This window comes from Curtobacterium sp. BRB10 (assembly GCF_031844325.1).
Lineage (GTDB): Bacteria > Actinomycetota > Actinomycetes > Actinomycetales > Microbacteriaceae > Curtobacterium > Curtobacterium poinsettiae_A.
The window spans coordinates 28,329-43,536 of the sequence record NZ_JAUZVA010000006.1 but is presented as its reverse complement, the minus strand read 5'-3'; the positions used below and the strand labels follow the sequence as shown (position 1 = coordinate 43,536).

16 protein-coding genes and 1 pseudogene are annotated in these 15,208 nt (G+C 66.7%); 15 read left to right on the top strand and 2 right to left on the bottom strand.

From position 1 onward, the window contains the following. The first annotated feature begins 63 nt into the window (after positions 1-63). The 14 genes from Q9R26_RS13670 to Q9R26_RS13610 all read left to right on the top strand — a co-directional run bounded on the left by Q9R26_RS13670 (position 64) and on the right by Q9R26_RS13610 (position 10,528). Positions 64-582 carry a hypothetical protein gene (locus Q9R26_RS13670; protein ID WP_311227577.1) on the top strand — a complete coding sequence of 173 codons (519 nt, stop codon included), beginning with the start codon at positions 64-66 and terminating at the stop codon, positions 580-582. A gap of 161 nt (positions 583-743) precedes the next feature. Further along, a complete protein-coding gene (gene vsr, locus Q9R26_RS13665) occupies positions 744-1,253 on the top strand; it encodes a DNA mismatch endonuclease Vsr (protein ID WP_311227576.1) in 510 nt (169 codons plus the stop codon). Then, positions 1,250-1,714 (top strand): thioredoxin family protein, encoded by a 465-nt coding sequence (locus tag Q9R26_RS13660; protein WP_311227575.1) that lies wholly within the window; start codon positions 1,250-1,252, stop codon positions 1,712-1,714. Before vsr ends, Q9R26_RS13660 begins: the two co-directional genes overlap by 4 nt. Next, positions 1,711-2,190, top strand: coding sequence for a DUF4395 domain-containing protein (locus Q9R26_RS13655; protein ID WP_311227574.1), 480 nt, complete (start codon positions 1,711-1,713; stop codon positions 2,188-2,190). The genes Q9R26_RS13660 and Q9R26_RS13655 overlap by 4 nt, the downstream gene beginning before the upstream one ends. Before the next feature lie 103 nt (positions 2,191-2,293). Continuing rightward, positions 2,294-2,896, top strand: a complete 603-nt coding sequence (locus Q9R26_RS13650) for a hypothetical protein (protein WP_311227573.1) — start codon at positions 2,294-2,296, stop codon at positions 2,894-2,896. Next, positions 2,893-3,495, top strand: coding sequence for a hypothetical protein (locus Q9R26_RS13645; RefSeq protein ID WP_311227572.1), 603 nt, complete (start codon positions 2,893-2,895; stop codon positions 3,493-3,495). The genes Q9R26_RS13650 and Q9R26_RS13645 overlap by 4 nt, the downstream gene beginning before the upstream one ends. A gap of 93 nt (positions 3,496-3,588) precedes the next feature. Beyond that, positions 3,589-4,326 (top strand): ATP-binding cassette domain-containing protein, encoded by a 738-nt coding sequence (locus tag Q9R26_RS13640; protein WP_311227571.1) that lies wholly within the window; start codon positions 3,589-3,591, stop codon positions 4,324-4,326. After that, positions 4,326-5,618, top strand: coding sequence for a hypothetical protein (locus Q9R26_RS13635; RefSeq protein ID WP_311227570.1), 1,293 nt, complete (start codon positions 4,326-4,328; stop codon positions 5,616-5,618). The genes Q9R26_RS13640 and Q9R26_RS13635 overlap by 1 nt, the downstream gene beginning before the upstream one ends. After that, a complete protein-coding gene (locus tag Q9R26_RS13630; RefSeq protein WP_311227569.1) occupies positions 5,615-6,202 on the top strand; it encodes a hypothetical protein in 588 nt (195 codons plus the stop codon). Before Q9R26_RS13635 ends, Q9R26_RS13630 begins: the two co-directional genes overlap by 4 nt. A 56-nt stretch (positions 6,203-6,258) precedes the next feature. Next, positions 6,259-7,155, top strand: coding sequence for a MurR/RpiR family transcriptional regulator (locus Q9R26_RS13625; RefSeq protein ID WP_311227568.1), 897 nt, complete (start codon positions 6,259-6,261; stop codon positions 7,153-7,155). Between the two features lie 8 nt (positions 7,156-7,163). Continuing rightward, positions 7,164-8,078 carry an N-acetylmuramic acid 6-phosphate etherase gene (gene murQ, locus Q9R26_RS13620; RefSeq protein WP_311227567.1) on the top strand — a complete coding sequence of 305 codons (915 nt, stop codon included), beginning with the start codon at positions 7,164-7,166 and terminating at the stop codon, positions 8,076-8,078. 59 nt (positions 8,079-8,137) lie between these two features. After that, complete coding sequence (locus Q9R26_RS13615) at positions 8,138-9,646, top strand: PTS transporter subunit EIIC (RefSeq protein ID WP_311227566.1); 1,509 nt, start codon at positions 8,138-8,140, stop codon at positions 9,644-9,646. A 360-nt stretch (positions 9,647-10,006) separates the two neighbouring features. Beyond that, a complete protein-coding gene (locus Q9R26_RS18625; RefSeq protein ID WP_396136831.1) occupies positions 10,007-10,243 on the top strand; it encodes a MupG family TIM beta-alpha barrel fold protein in 237 nt (78 codons plus the stop codon). Positions 10,244-10,279: 36 nt separating this feature from the next. Further along, complete coding sequence (locus Q9R26_RS13610; RefSeq protein ID WP_311227565.1) at positions 10,280-10,528, top strand: hypothetical protein; 249 nt, start codon at positions 10,280-10,282, stop codon at positions 10,526-10,528. Positions 10,529-10,651: 123 nt separating this feature from the next. On the opposite strand, the gene Q9R26_RS13605 is transcribed toward Q9R26_RS13610, so the two are convergent. Together Q9R26_RS13605 and Q9R26_RS13600 are read right to left on the bottom strand one after the other, a co-directional pair. Further along, positions 10,652-12,115 (bottom strand): hypothetical protein, encoded by a 1,464-nt coding sequence (locus tag Q9R26_RS13605; RefSeq protein ID WP_311227564.1) that lies wholly within the window; start codon positions 12,113-12,115, stop codon positions 10,652-10,654. 57 nt (positions 12,116-12,172) lie between these two features. Then, the gene (locus Q9R26_RS13600) at positions 12,173-13,516 is read right to left on the bottom strand and encodes an N-6 DNA methylase (RefSeq protein ID WP_311227563.1); all 1,344 of its coding nucleotides are present in this window, start codon (positions 13,514-13,516) and stop codon (positions 12,173-12,175) included. A 542-nt stretch (positions 13,517-14,058) separates the two neighbouring features. Here Q9R26_RS13600 and Q9R26_RS13595 point away from each other — a divergent pair. Further along, positions 14,059-15,184 (top strand): annotated as a pseudogene (locus tag Q9R26_RS13595) (IS3 family transposase); the annotation flags it as partial. Positions 15,185-15,208 lie beyond the last annotated feature (24 nt).

Sequence of the window (15,208 nt, the reverse complement as noted above, 5' to 3'; positions counted from 1 at the left end):
TCCACCGTCCTGGCCGAGGAAGGACAATGTCCGTTCGGTACGGTATCCGACGGAGGGGGAACGATGAGCGACAGCATCAACACATGGGGCGGGACCGCGACGAAGGAGCACGAGGCACCGCTGTTCGTGGTGCGGCGGCCGAGGTTCCCGGGAGTGATCTTCACCGTCGTCGGCGCGGCTGGGGTCGTCATCGGCGTTCCCGGGATCGTCCTGCAGCAGGTGTTCGCACCAGGCGCCGACAGCACCGCCTTCGGCTTCCTCGCTGGCCTCGGCGCGGCGATGTGGCTGCTCGGACAGGCACTCGCCGCCGGCCGGATCGACGTGTACGACCGGCACTACGACGTGAAGTCCGGATTCGGCCGTCTCCGTCGTCGCGAGGTGGACGACATCCACACGCTGCGGTACGGGTCCCAGTCGAACGGCGGGCCGACGTTCATCAGCCTCACCGCGTGGAACGACCGGAGGAAGAAGCAGTTCACGGTCTTCACGATCTACCGCGGGTACGAGGAGTTCACCGCGTGGATCGCCGAGCGCCGGCCTGAACAGTGGGCGGAGTGCGAGCGGCTCGGCATCCCCGATTAGGCCGGTCCCGCCGCGGCTCGCGACGTGACAGTCTGACGAGCAGCAGGCGAGCGCGAGCACCACCGCAGGATCTTCCTCCACAGCCGACGACCGAGCCGACGGAGTCCACCGCCCCCGGGCCGCCCGACCGTCATCGACCGGTGTCTCGGCATGGTCGTGACATGGAGACCTGGGTTGCCGACGACGCGCGACGACTGCACATGGCACGGTTCGGCCGACGTGACACCGCACCGGAACTCGCCGTGCGGCGCGAGCTGCACCGCCGTGGCCGCCGGTTCTTCGTCGACCGACAGGTGAGCCGTCGCTGCCGCGTCCGTCCGGACCTCGTCTTTCCCCGAGCCCGGATCGCGGTCTTCATCGACGGCTGCTTCTGGCACCTCTGCGAGGAGCACACGCACCTGCCGAAGGCGAACGCCGAGCTGTGGCGACGGAAGCTCCTCGCCAACCGCCAGCGTGACCTCCGCAACCAGGCGATCCTCATCGCAGAGGGCTGGCGCGTCATCCGGTCCTGGGAACACGACGACCCCGTCTCCGTCGCCGACCGCGTCGAACACGAGCTCGATCACTGGGCCTCCATCGCCCGACAGGACCGCAGCAGCCCTGCTGCGCTCGCGTCACATCCGGTCACGTTCGCCGAGTCGTCACCAGCCGGGCGTACCGTCACCGCATGACCGTCGGAACCGCCGTCGCCGTCCTCGTGGGGATCCTTGCACTCACGACGGTCCTCGGCGTGCTCCTGCGCCGACGCACCGGCCGTGCCGTACCCGCTGGAGGCAGGACCGGCTCGGACGGCCTATGTGCCGACGGCCTCGCACCGGAGAGCGACTACGGCAGCGTCGCCACCCTCGTCCAGTTCTCCACCCCGACCTGCGCCCGCTGCCCGGGCACCCGCCGCCACCTCGACGCCCTCGCCGCCCGACACGACGGCGTCGCCCGACTCGAGATCGACCTCACCGAACGCCCCGATCTCGCGACCCGCTTCAACGTCCTGCAGACCCCGACGGTCCTGCTGCTCGCCGCCGACCGCTCCGTCCACACGCGGTTCGGCGGGCCACCCCGCCCACCCGAACTCGCCGCAGCCCTCGACACCGTCCTCGTCACACGCACCGCCGGCACCCAGGAGTCCCGATGACCACCACGAACGACCCCGAACGCGGCATCGACCCGCGCTCCCCACGCTTCGGCGCAGCCATCACCACGGTGCTCCTCGCCGCGACGATCGTCCTCGCGCTGATCCCCGAGACGGAGGTCGCCGGCATCGTGCTGCTCGCGGTCATCGTCGTGCTGTTCGCCGTCGGAGGCATCGCCGGCATCCGCCGGCAACCCTACGGTGCACTCTTCCGACGGGTCGTCCGCCCGCGCCTCGCCCCGCCCGCCGAACTCGAGGCTCCGGAACCCCCGACCTTCGCTCAGCAGGTCGGCCTGTTCGTGACCGCGGTCGCGCTTCTCCTCGCACTGCTCGGCGTGCCGTACGCCGCCCCGATCGGTGCCGCGGTCGCCCTGGTCGCCGCGTTCCTCAACGCCGCCTTCGACGTCTGCATCGGCTGCCTGCTCTACGTGTGGCTGGTCCGCGCGGGCGTCTTCCGTTCGCGGCGCGGCGTCGCCTGACGGCGTCCGGCCTGGAGGCCCGCCGCACCTCGACAACACCGCCAGCGTCCGACGGGTGCTCGGCTCCAGAACACGGCTCTGCCCCGCCCCGTAGGGTGAGCGGGTGGGGGAAGACGAACGAATCATCCGGCGCGCGTGGCGTCGTACCGCCCTGGTCGTGTCGATCGCCGCGGTCGCGGGGGTAGTGGCAGGTTGGGCAACCTCGCGGGACGAGGACGGTTGGACCGTCGCCCTGGCGATCTTCACGTGCGTCGCCGTGCTGGTCGGCCTGGCCGGGATGCTCTCGTTGCTCCCCGCCAGTGCACGCGCGTCGTCGATCATCACGCAGGCGACCGAGGACCTGACGAGAGACCGTCGCAAGATCATCACGAGAGCCATCCGCTCGTGCGTTCCGCTCGCTGAGGACGCAGGCCCGGAACTGCAACACCGCGCGCTCACCCTCGCCCGCGGGACCACCGTGTTCAACGGACTGATCCTCGTCCAGAACCTCCTGCTGTTCGCAGGAGCCGCCGCTCCCCAGTTCGCCCGGGTCGTCACCGGCGATGGTAACACGATCATCAGCCGGATCTTCCTCGCGCTCTTCGTCATCGAAGTGGTGTTCGTCGCGCCGTTGCTGGTCGTCCGAGGCCGCCGAGCTCGGCGCTACGCGGACGCCGCCACCGCCGACAACGATCGCCGCACCGACACTCCGGTCTCCGTCGCATGACCACTGCGACGGAGGCACCAGAGACACCCGAGGCGATCGCCCGCCGAGCCTGGCGCCGGACGGCTTGGATCATCCTGGCCGGAGCCGTGGCCGGCGCGATCATCGGGGTTCTGCTCGAGCGCGTGAGCCCAGGACCGGGATGGCCCCTCGTGATCGTCGGGTGCACCGCGGCTGTCGGCGGACTCTCCGGAGCGTTCTCGTTGCTCGCCACCAGCCTTCGCCTCTCTCCGCAGATGCAGGCGCCCCTCGCAGGGCTGTCGCGCTTCGGCCGCAAGACCCTCTCGCAGGCGATCGCCAAGCAAGCCCCGATCGAACCGGCTGACTCCGACCTCGCTCGACGGGCGTTCGACCTCGCTCGTCTCCGCGCCGTCTCCCAACCGATCGCGCTCGGCCAGTTCTTGCTGCTCTACCTCGGCATCGCCGGACCGCAGCTCCCGAACCTCGTCGACGACGACCCCTTCTCTGCCGTCTTCAGTCGGATCCTCTGCGGCGCACTCCTCGTGGCGGCCGTCGTCTTCACGCCGCTCTTCCTCCACCAGTCCCGAAACTGTCGACGCTACGTGCAGGCGGCCACCGAAGCAGCCGCCCGCCAGCGCTGACTCAGTACGCCTGCCGCACCTCGTGCTCCTGAGGTGACCCTTCGACCTGTACGGTGAAACACCAGTACAAGGTTTCAAGGGGGCGTAGTGGGCGTGCAGATCGATCAACTCACCTTCGGGTACCGGCGAGACCACGCGGTGCTCTCGGGGCTGTCGACGGTCTTTCCGACAGGAGCGAGCGTGCTGCTCGGGCCGAACGGCGCCGGCAAGTCGACCCTGCTCGGACTCGTCGCCGACACGCTTCGACCCCGCACCGGGACGATCAGCGTCGAGGGATTGGGCGAACCGGGCACACACGGAAACCGACGACGGTACCGCCGCGGCGTCGCATGGCTCCCCCAGCGGAGCGGCGCCTTCCCCGGCCTGACCGCCCGGGAGCACGTCGCGTACTGCGGCTGGCTGAAGGGCCTGTCGCGCGCCGACGCCTGGGATCGCTCGGCGGCTGCCCTGGCCGCCGTCGATCTCGCCACCCGAGCCGACACACGAGCTACCTCGTTGTCGGGCGGCCAGATCCGGCGGCTCGGCGTCGCTGGCGCGCTGGTGTCCGGCGCACAGTGGATCCTGCTCGACGAACCGACGGCCGGACTCGATCCGGCACAGCGCGCGCGGTTCGCTCGGGTGATCCAGAACCTGCCGACGGAAGTGTCCGTCGTCGTCTCGACACACCAGACCGAGGACGTCGTCGCGACCTACGGCCACGTGACCGTCCTCGTCGACGGCCGGGTGCCGTTCGCTGGCTCGGTCGGTGCGTTCACCGAGCCGTTCGCTGACTTCTCGCCCGCCGAGGCGATCACCGCTTCGTACGCGCGGTTCACGCGTGAGGACGACTGATGCACCCGATCATCCCGTGGCGCAGCCGAGCAGCGGTGTGGCTCCTCATTCCTGGGCTGCTCGGCGTCGTCGCGTACAGCGTGCAGTTCGCAGATGAGACGACCGTCGCCGGCTACTGGCCTGCCGCGATGGCCGGCTCCGCGATCTACCTGGTGTTCTCGTGCGGCGTCGCGGCCACGGCTGGCGCCTGGGTAGGGAAGCGCTTCCGAGCTGCGGCGCCGGTGATCGAGTCCAGCAGCCGATCCAGTGCAGCAGTCGTCACCGATCACCTGTGGACATCACTGGCCGCCGGTCTGTTGCTCCAGCTCGTCGCGGTCGCACTCATGAGTCGGGACACCTGGGGCGCTCCCGGTGGCCCGTCGCCGCTCGTCGCCCTGGCCTTCGCGGGGATCCTGTTCTTCCACAGCTGCATCGGGTTCGCACTGGGGCGGTGGCTCCCGCCGGTGGCGTCCATCCCGCTGAGTCTGCTCGTCTCGTACAGCTGGCTCGGCTTCACCTGGTCGGTGGACTACTTCCCACTCCGGTACCTCGCCGGTCTCGTGATGGCCGACTGCTGCTCGGTCGAGACCGCGCTCGACATCCGGGCACCGGTCATTGCGACGGCGTTCAGTCTGCTCGCCGGGTGCAGTCTGCTCGTCATCGCGGTCGCTCGACGCTCGAGCGGTGACCGTGCACGCCGGTTCGGACTCCAGATCGGCGCGAGCTCGTTCGCCGTGGTCACCGTCGTCGCCCTGGCCGCCGGGTCCGGCCTCGCCGCAGCGCCGATCGTCGATCGTCCGCAAGCGCAGGCGATCTGCAGCGGCGCAGCGCCGACGATCTGCCTCTTCCCGGAGCAACGCGACACCGGCAACTCGGGGTCGGTCATCCGGAAGGCCGCAGAGAACCTCGGTCGCGCGGGCATCACGGTGCCGTCGACCATCCGCGCGAACAACGCGCCGTCGACGCCCGACGCCCTGAACATGATCGTCCAGGTCCGGATGTCCGACGTCGACCTGCTGCACAGCATCACCACCTCCTTGCTCGGCGATGCCGAGGTGGCGTACTGCGGCACAGAGGAGGACGATGCCGAACGCCTCAACGATGCCGCCGTCGCCAACCGATGGCTCATCGACGTGGCCGCCGAGGGCATCGTGAACGCCGACCACGTGGAACCCGCCCTCGAGCTGGACGACCCCGACGTTCTGCGAGCCCTCCGTCGCGCTCCGGTCCCCGCTCAAGCCGCGTGGGTCACCGCGACGGTCGACCGGCTGACGGATTGCTCGAGCGGCCACATCGCGGTGCCGTCCTCGTGATCTGGTGGCTGCAAGTCCACCGCACCCTGCCGTTGCTCGGACTCACGACCGCCCTGACGGTGCTCTCGATCGCGCTCGGCCCGATCGGCATGTTCTTCCCCTCGTTCGGTGGCGGCGCACCGTTCGCGCTGATCCCCGTCGCGGCCGTGCTCCCGCTGGTGATCGCCATCGCGACGAGTGCTTCGATCACCCGCGCACCCTTCCCCGCTCCGACACGGCGGACGGACCTGCTCGAGCTGACCACCGTCATCGCGGTGGTCGCGCTGGTGACGGCCACCGCGAGCATCGGCCTCGCGATCGGCGCCGAACCCGAGGCCGCGGTCGCGACCGCCCGGAACACGATCGCGTTCTGCGCACTGGCACTGGTCAGCCGAGCGGTACTCGGCGACCGGTACCAGTCCGTGCCGGGCGTGCTCTACCTGTTCGTCGCAGCGCTGTTCGGTCGCGGGACCCCGGACCGATCAGCCGGATGGGCCGGAGTCGTGTCGACGAACACCGACCCGGCGTCATGGGCGTTCGTCCTCCCCATGGTGATCGCCGCCATCGTCAGTCCGCTGGCACACAGGCTGGGCACAACGACGTAACACGCAATTTACTTTCAGAGCTGGCGCTTGCTTGCGAAAGACGCTTTCATGGCGGGATGACGATCACCGAGCGGCCCGAGCGATCCGAGCGCGCCGACGCTTTCGCCCTCGTCCGCACCCAGTCAGCGAGCATGCCGTCGAGCATGCGCGCCATCGCCGACGCCGTCCTGGACGACCCGGCTGCCGCGGCCACCACGAACGCCACCGACCTCGCCAGCCGCGCAGGTGTCTCCCCCGCCACCGTCTCCCGCTTCGCCCAGCACCTCGGCTTCGCGAACTTCGCCGCCCTGCAGCGCAGCATGACCCGGGCCGTCGAACGCGGCATCCACGAGCGCGAGCACGCCGAGATCCACGCCGGGGTCGCCGTCGACGACGACGTCGCCACGGTCATCGCGAAGGTCACCGAGGACGTCCGAGCGGTGATGGCCGACACCCGCGCCGCACTCGACCCGAACGCCCTCGAAGCAGCGGCAGCAGCCGTGAGCGATGCCCGCCGAGTCGTTCTGTACGGCGTGGGAGCGAGCGGCATCGTCGCGCGTGACCTGCACCTCAAGCTCGAACGCATCGGCATCGTGAGCTCGATCGCCGACGACCCGCACAACGCCCTGACCCTCGCGAGCGTCATCGGCGAGCACGACGTCCTGGTGCTCGTCAGCCACTCGGGCTCCACCGTCGAGACGCTCGAGGTCGCCCACGCCGCCCGAGCCCAACACGCCACCATCGTCGCGATCACCGGCCACGCCGCCGCCCCGCTCGCCACCACCGCCGACCACGTCCTGCTCGGTGTCGCCGGTGCCGAGAGCGCCCTGCGCCCCGCGGCCATGGGCAGCCGCATGAGCCAGCTCGCCATCGTCGACACCTTGTTCATCGTCGTCGCGCAGCGCACCGACGAGCGCTCCCAGCCGCTCCTCGCCCGCAGCCGCGACGCCGTCCGCACCCACCACCGGAACTGAGCACCACCATGACCCACACCCACGACGCCCTCCGCGACGAACTCGCGGCCCTCACCACCGAGGCGACCGACCACTCGCTGGACGACATCGACACGATCTCCACGCTGGAAGCTGCCCAGCGCATGAACGCCGGAGACCGCAGCGTGCCTGCGGCACTGGAGCCGTGCCTCCCGGCCATCGCCCTGGCGGCAGACTCGATCGCCGCAGCGTTCAGTCGAGGCGGCCGCCTCATCTATGTCGGCGCCGGCACGCCGGGCCGGCTCGGCGTCCTCGATGCCAGCGAGTGCCCGCCCACCTTCGGCACCGACCCGTCGCAGGTCGTCGGCCTGATCGCCGGCGGCCAGGTCGCGCTCACCACCGCCGTCGAGGGCGCTGAGGACGACGAAGCAGCCGCCGTCCGCGACCTCGACGCGCTCGGCCTGACGGCCGACGACGTGGTCGTGGGGATCAGCGCGTCCGGCAGGACGCCCTACGTGATCGCAGCCATCCTGGAGGCCCGGCGCCGCTCCGCCCTGTCGGTCTCCGTCGCGTGCAACCCCGACTCGGCCGCGGGGCGGGAGGCGGACATCGCCATCGACGTCGTCGTCGGCCCCGAGTTCATCGCCGGATCGACCCGCCTGAAGGCGGGCACCGCGCAGAAGCTCGTGCTGAACATGCTCACCACGCTCGCGATGGTGCGCAGCCACAAGACCTACGGCAACCGCATGGTCGACGTGCGGGCGACGAACGCGAAGCTCGTCGCGCGGGCGTTCTCGCTCGTGCAGGACGTGACCGGGGCTCCGTCTGCCGAAGTCCAGGCGGCGCTGGATGCCTCGGACGGCGAGGTGAAGACCGCGATCGCCGTGATCCTCACCGGCGCCTCGGCTGCTTCGGCCCGTGAGCGCCTCGTCGCTGCTTCCGGCTCGTTGCGCGCCGTGCTGTAGACCCCGTTCCCCTTCTCCGCTTTCCTTCCGCTCGATTCCTTCCCCCGAGGAGCACAGCAATGCCCGATGCACAGCAACTCGCCCAGCAGATCCTCGACTCCGTCGGAGGCTCCGCGAACATCGTCGACGTCGAGAACTGCATGACCCGACTCCGGGTCGAGGTCGTGTCCACCGACGCGGTCGCGCTCGACGAGCTCAAGGCCACCGACGGCGTCATGGCCGCCCTGGCGGCCGGCTCGAATCTGCAGATCGTGCTCGGCCCGGGCCTCGTCGACCGCGTGGCCGACGGCCTGGAGGCCCTGCGCGCGTCCGCCCCGGCAGCTGCGGCTGGTGGGTCCGGTACGTCGCCTGAGGAGCTCGCTGCTCGCGGTGCGTCCATGAAGGCGACCACGCGATCCCGTTCCGACGGCCGCACCATGCACGCGATCCGGAAGATCTCTGCGATCTTCATCCCACTCATCCCCGCACTGATCGCCTGCGGGCTGATCGCCGGGATCAACGGGATCCTGACGAACCTCGGCTGGGTGCCCGGAGTGACGCCGTTCCTCGGCGTGCTCTCGTCCGGCTTCCTGTCCCTGCTCGCCGTGTTCGTCGGGATGAACGCCGCGAAGGAGTTCGGCGGCACGCCCATCCTCGGCGGTGCCGTCGGCGGCATCATCGTCGCGGCCGGCGTCGCGAACGTCACCGTGTTCGGCGAGACCCTGGCCCCCGGGCAGGGCGGCGTGCTCGGCGCGCTGGCCGGCGGCATCCTCGCCGCCTACGTCGAACGTTTCATGCGGCGCGTGACTCCGGACGTGATCGCGCTCATCGTCGTGCCGACCGTGACCGTCCTCGTCGCCGGCTCCGTGACGCTCGGCATCCTGATGTCGGTCGCCGGAGTCGTCTCCGTCGCCATCGGTACGGCTGCCACGTGGTTGCTCGCGAACGGCGGGGCCTTCGCCGGGTTCATCCTCGGCGGGCTCTTCCTGCCGCTCGTCATGACCGGGATGCACCAGGGACTCATCCCGATCCACGCCACGCTGATCGAGCAGACCGGGTGGACCGTGCTGTTGCCCGTGCTGGCGATGGGTGGTGCCGGGCAGATCGGTGCGTGCATCGCGCTGTGGGTGCGGTTCCGGTCGAACGCCTCCCTCGTGCAGACAATCCGGGGTGCGCTGCCGGCTGGGTTCCTCGGTGTCGGTGAGCCGCTGATCTACGGTGTGACGCTCCCCCTCGGTCGGCCGTTCATCACCGCGTGCATCGGTGGGGCATTCGGTGGCGGTGTCGTCGGGCTGTTCGACCAGCTCGGGCACTCCGTCGGGGCGATCGCCATCGGGGCCTCGGACCTGTCGCTCATCCCGCTGCTGAACGGCTCGTCCGGGTACGGGTGGGCGTTGCTCGGGTACGGGTCGGGCCTCGTCGTGGCGTACGTCGTGGGGTTCGTGGCGACGTTGTTGTTCGGGGTGTCCGAGTCGGTGAAGGCCGACCTCGAGGCGCAGTCGTCTGCACCGTCCGGCGACCCCGTCGCTCCACACGCTCCGCTCGACGTGCAGGTCACGTCGGCTGACTCCGTGGGAACTGCGCGCTGATGCGGTTGGGCGCGAGTGCGTACCTGGCGCACGGTCCGCTGGCTGGTCCGACCTTCGACGTCGCCGCGGGTGCCTGAGCCACTGCGACCGCGATCCTGTCGGTTGCTGAGTCCTCGGTACTCTCGGCCGTGGCAGATGTCTCCCCCAACATCGCTCGGTTGCTCGGTGATTCGCCGTGGGAGTTCCTGCGGTCGATCGGGCTGGCTCGGGTTCGGATCGACTTAGGTTCTCGGTCCCTGAGATCCTCTCGATCGCTGCCGTCCTGCCGATCGCCCTCAACGCGAGCACGCCGCGGGCCGTCGACCTGGCGCCGTTCGCTAACCTGGACGTCGAGCTCACCTACAACTTCTACCCGCGGGAATGGGCCGGGTTGGCGTTGTCCTCGGTCGCGGGCCCCGTTGCTGTCACTCGCTCCTTCGCTTGGCGCGTCGGGCGTTCATCGCGGGTCACTCCGTGCGGCGTGGACCACTCGGCGAGAGGCTGTCGACCGTCGAGGAGCACCGGACCACGCCGCCATCGTTGCAGGCCGTGGCGCTCGTCGATACCGGTGGGGACGACTTATACATCGGGTGTTCGGCGCTGACCGATTACTCGTAGGCGTGGCTGGGATCGTTCGTCCGCGATGACGTCGCTGTGCTCGACGGCACTTCGGCGCCGGGCGTGCATCCTGCGGTCATCGAGGCGCTGGCGATCCTCGATCGGAACCGACCCAACGCTGCCGAAGCCTTAATTCAGCTGGAGCACTCGCGGGAGCGGTTCGCCGAGTCGCCGCTGCCGAGGGTGGTGCGCAACCGCGGCCCGCGGGTTCAGTCACTGTTCAGCCACTGTCGGCGGGAAGTACTGCGGCAAAGTCGTTTTGACGCTCCGTGGCCTGCCGCCTGACAGCCGCGACGCGTCGATATATCCGACCTACGCAACTCTTCTCAGCACGACCCTTGGCCAACGCCTGTCTTTCGCGGTGCGCCGACCAACCGGTATAGGGATTGAAGAGCCATAGCCTTAGCGCTAAGACCCGAGGCGGGAGGCTCGCGAAGCAACGCTCATGATCCGCCGCGCAGGTTCAAGCCTCATGTGAAACTTGTCTGGCCTCGCGGCGCCGGATGATTGTCGGCCCTGCGGTACCGCTTTGAGCGCCCCACTCAATACGCCCGCATTCAAAGCGGAAGTGTTGGAAATCCAGTACGCTTCCACAGCCAGAGGCAGGAACGCGGCTTTACGCGCACGCGATTTTCCACTCAGGCTCGGCCTACTCGGCTTACCCTTGAACTCGTCGTGCCAGCGCTTGAATTCGCCGTCTTCATCGCTGACAGCCCTACCGGTGAGGATAATGAAGCCAAGACCTTGCTCGTCGACGCAAGCACGAACCGCAGACGCATCATTCAGCTGAACCTCGTCATCACCTTGCACCACCGTCGCATACCCGGGCCGTTCGCGCTCAGCCGTGTGCGACTTAAGATCCCAAACATGGTTCAATGAGTAGTCAAAGACAGTGTGTCCATACTTCACTCGCACTGGGTGCGGGTTGGGGCGGAAGGTGCTATTCAGCACATCTCGACCACGATACTCGAAGTAGAAACCGGGCCACTCCATCTGATTTTCCTGACGAGTACCCTCGTCGCGTAGCCATTCGATTTTCTCCTTGCCATCCCACCGCTCTTCTTTTTCGGTCAACATTTTCTGCCACAGCGCGTCGACCAGGGCAACACCTTCCGCTTCGGGCGTCAAGCCAGCAGCGTAAGAGGATCCAAGCCTGCCAAGTCGGCGCTCGGCGCCGGCCAGAATTGCATTCAATCCATTCAACCGAATTGTCTCCCCGGTTGAGATGAAGTCGTCACTCCACGGCGCGTCAAGACCTTGAGCGATCGCAGCAGCCAGTTGAGTTTTGCTCAATCCATTTTGATTTAGACCGGGTAGCAAACTGGCGCCCAGATTAATGAGGACACTCTTGTGTTCTTTGCTACCGGGCCCCAACCACTCCGGGCCGGAATTGGTCAGTGCCGCAATGCGAGTCACAGCCTCGATCTTCGAAACGGCAGACTGAAAACCCGACCAGGTCAGTGCAGCAAAATGGTCGGAAAGCTTAGGCTGCAGAGCCCGCAGTGCTCCCTCCTGATAGGCGAACGTCGCACCCTCAAGAAGAGCGTTCACACCAGCGAGAGTAAGCTTGTTAGTGTCAACATAGATCGCCGGCAACCAGGTGACATTCAGAGCATCGGCCAGAGCGGCCCCGAGCACAGCATTCGTCTCAACTGTTGCTACATCGAGACGCAGTGCATCGCGTAGAGCCAACAGTGCACGCTTTTCTCCGCGAGTAGATTCAGGAGTAACACCAGTCAACATTCGAACGCGGATTGTTGCCTCTGAAAGCGTTTCCGCCGGAACGAACTCTCGCTCGAGACCCACTCGGTGCGTTCTCTGCTCGGACCGTTCGAGGTCGCGAGGATCGCGTTGGCCATAACCCTGATTCACACCTGCGACGATACCGACTAATTCTCAGATGATCAAACCCCTGTCCGAGGGCCAAAGCTAGGCGACAAATAAATCAGGAGCGTAGACCTCTCGGAAGCTCCCAGGCACATCTCCCAACACGCACCGATTCACCGCCTCCACCAAAGCAGGGGGCCGCTTCACGTTCTCGTTCTGGCGTCCAGCGTTGAGTTTAGATACCACGTCCGTCGTCTCGGAATTTCTGAGGCGTGTGACAATAGTGTCGTCCGGAGTAAACTCCGGCATCGGCAAAGATCGCAACGCGCGAAGCGGTAAAGTAACCCCTCCGTCGATCACACGCCACCACCAATACGATACGGAGGAATTTATTAGAAGATACGCACGATCACGACTTTCCGCGTCCGCGAAGAACAGAATGTGCTTGCTCGCCCGGTCGAGCGGACGGATTGATGCCGAGATGTAATAGCGCGGCGTCGAAGCGACATCTAAGTGGTAATCTGTTGGACCCCGGACCAGGAAATCTGAGAGCGAATGCGTCGCACCTTCTAGGTATTGCCACAACTGCTCGGTACCGCGCATCACTTTTGCCCACTGGCCGTCAGGTCCAATGCGCCGATTTACGAGATGGTCCTGCGCTTCCAGAAACATTCGACTCCGCGATCCCGCAGCCCACCTGAGAATCGGAGTTATCTGCCATCCAGCACGGTTAGGGGTGCAGACGGTGATTGCAGCGCGAACAAAATTGGTGTTAGAGGTATTTGTTGATCCGTACTTGTAGCCGCGAAAGAGCGTATCAGGCACATTATCAAAAACAAATACATACCCTCCGGTTTGCGTTTCGTCGAGGTGGTCACGCAGCGCCTGATATCGTGGCGCATTCAGATATGCAGCTGGTGTAACTGCGATCAAACCTCGCGACGTGGACGATACGCGCTCCATAAAATAGGCAAACAGCTCGTTTGCTGCAGCGGTTTTAAACCCGCTCCGGCGAGGACTTCTCGCGTACGGGGGGTTTACAATCACAAAATCATGGGGCGGCAAAGCCTCGTCTGAGAGGAAATCCCGAACCCGGCTCCGGCCCCATATCGCTTCCAAAGCGCCTTGGTCGTTCTCCTCTGCGTAGGTGCTCGCGAGGATTACGACAGCCGTCAGTAACGCCGTCCTATCCAAATCGATAAGGGTGAGCCTGTGTTTCACGAACGAAGCAGGGTCCGCCTGAGCTGCGGCCAGGTGCCAGGCGAGGTTTCCTACACCCGTACAAGGGTCGAGCCAGACGCCTTCGTCTGGGAACGTACGCGATTGTTCAGCCATGAACGCGGCAGCATCATCGGGCGTGAAGTATTGCCCGCTAGCCTTGCGCTCACTACGTCCGAGACTCGCCAAGAGCGCTTCGTACACTACGCCGACCTCGCCGACAGTCATTCCGCGTAGATGATTGGAGCCTGAAGGAGTTGTTCCGAGAAATATCTTGAAGGATTCTTCGAGATCTGGCCGAGCCTCACTGGCAAACGCACACACCGCGGCAAGCCAGTTGGACTCGAACGTGCGCCTAGTGTCGGCGCGTAGTGCCTCTATGGCACGGTGAACGCGCGGGGCAGAGAATCGTCCCGCCCTTGGCGGACGAGAGGGCCGTCCGCCGACAGGAGGCTCCTCCAACGATGCCAGCGGTAGCGAGCGCTTAAGATCGAGCACTATCCTCAACTTCCCATCCGGAGCAATCGCGGATGCGTCAATCATGAGTTCTAGACTGTCCGCCTTGCGTCTGACAGACCCCGCGAGCCTACCTGGCTTGGCGGTGCCAGACGGCCCCGGTCTGGGGCCTGTGGACACTTAGCGACAGGATGATCTGGCAGAGTGGCGCGGGCTGTGACATGCGGGAAGGACGGGAGGCATACGGGACTGCTGCAGGTTCGGTTGACTCCTGAGAGGTAGGGGCGTTGGCTCCTGCTGGAGGGATGTGCGCCATGGTGAGGGCGTATCGGGAAGAGTTCCGCCGTCATGTGATCGCGGTCACCCCGAAGGTCGAGACGTCGGTGCGGCAGGTCGCGATGGACTTTGGCGTCTCCGAGTGCTGCCTGGCTCCGCTGGCTGCGGCTCGCGGACCGCGGACCGTGACGACGGGATCAGTGTTGAAGCGTCGCGGTCGGCGAAAGCGGTGGACCAGGCGGAGCTGCGGGACGCGCAGAGACGGATCCGGCTTCTCGAGCAGGAGAACGAGACCCTCCGCAGGGCAGCGGCGTACTTCGCCCAGTCGCAACTCCAAGATGATCTACCCGCTCGTCTCCGAACTCGCCGATGACGGTGTTCCTGTCGCGGTGGCTTGCCGGGTGTTGGGTTTTTCGAAGCAGGCCTTCTATCGGTGGCGTGCTGATCCGGTGACGCGACTGGGCGGACGCGCGCCAACTCAGCGACGATGCGCACCGGGACGATCCGACGATCGGGTACCGGTCTATCGCCAATGACCTTCATGCTGCCGGCCATCGGGTGCCCGAGCAGCGGGTGTGGTGGTTGTGCTCGCGGCAGCGGCTGTGTTCGCTGCACGCGAAGAATCGTGGCCTGAACCGGAAGGCCGGGCCGCGGTGCACAACGAGCAGGTCCGGCGTGCGTTCAGGACGCCAGACCTCGACGAGCTCTGGTGACCGATATTACTCAGCACCCGACTAGTGAGGGCAGCCTCTACCTTTGCGCGATCAAGGACGCCTGCTCGCGCCACACAGTTGGCTACTCGATCAGTGACCGGCTGTAGTCCTCGCTCGCCGTCGCGGCCCTGCGGATGGCGGTGCACCGCCGGAACCCGACCGGGACGGTCGTCCACTCGGATCGCGGTAGTCAGTTGCGGTCGAAGAAGCTCGTCCGCTCGCTGGGTGAAGCCGGCCTGCTCGGGTCGATGGGCCGAGTCGGTGCGTGCGCGGACAACGCTGCGATGGAATCGTTCCTCGCGCTCCTGCAGAAGAACGTCTTGAGCCGGAAATGTTGGGCCACCCGGAAAGTGCTCCGGCTGGCAATTACCACCTGGATCGAAGCGACCTATCACCGGAACGACGGCAACGAGGTCTGGAGAAGTTGACCCCGATCGAGTACGAGACGATCATCAACCCACAGGTCGCACTCGCG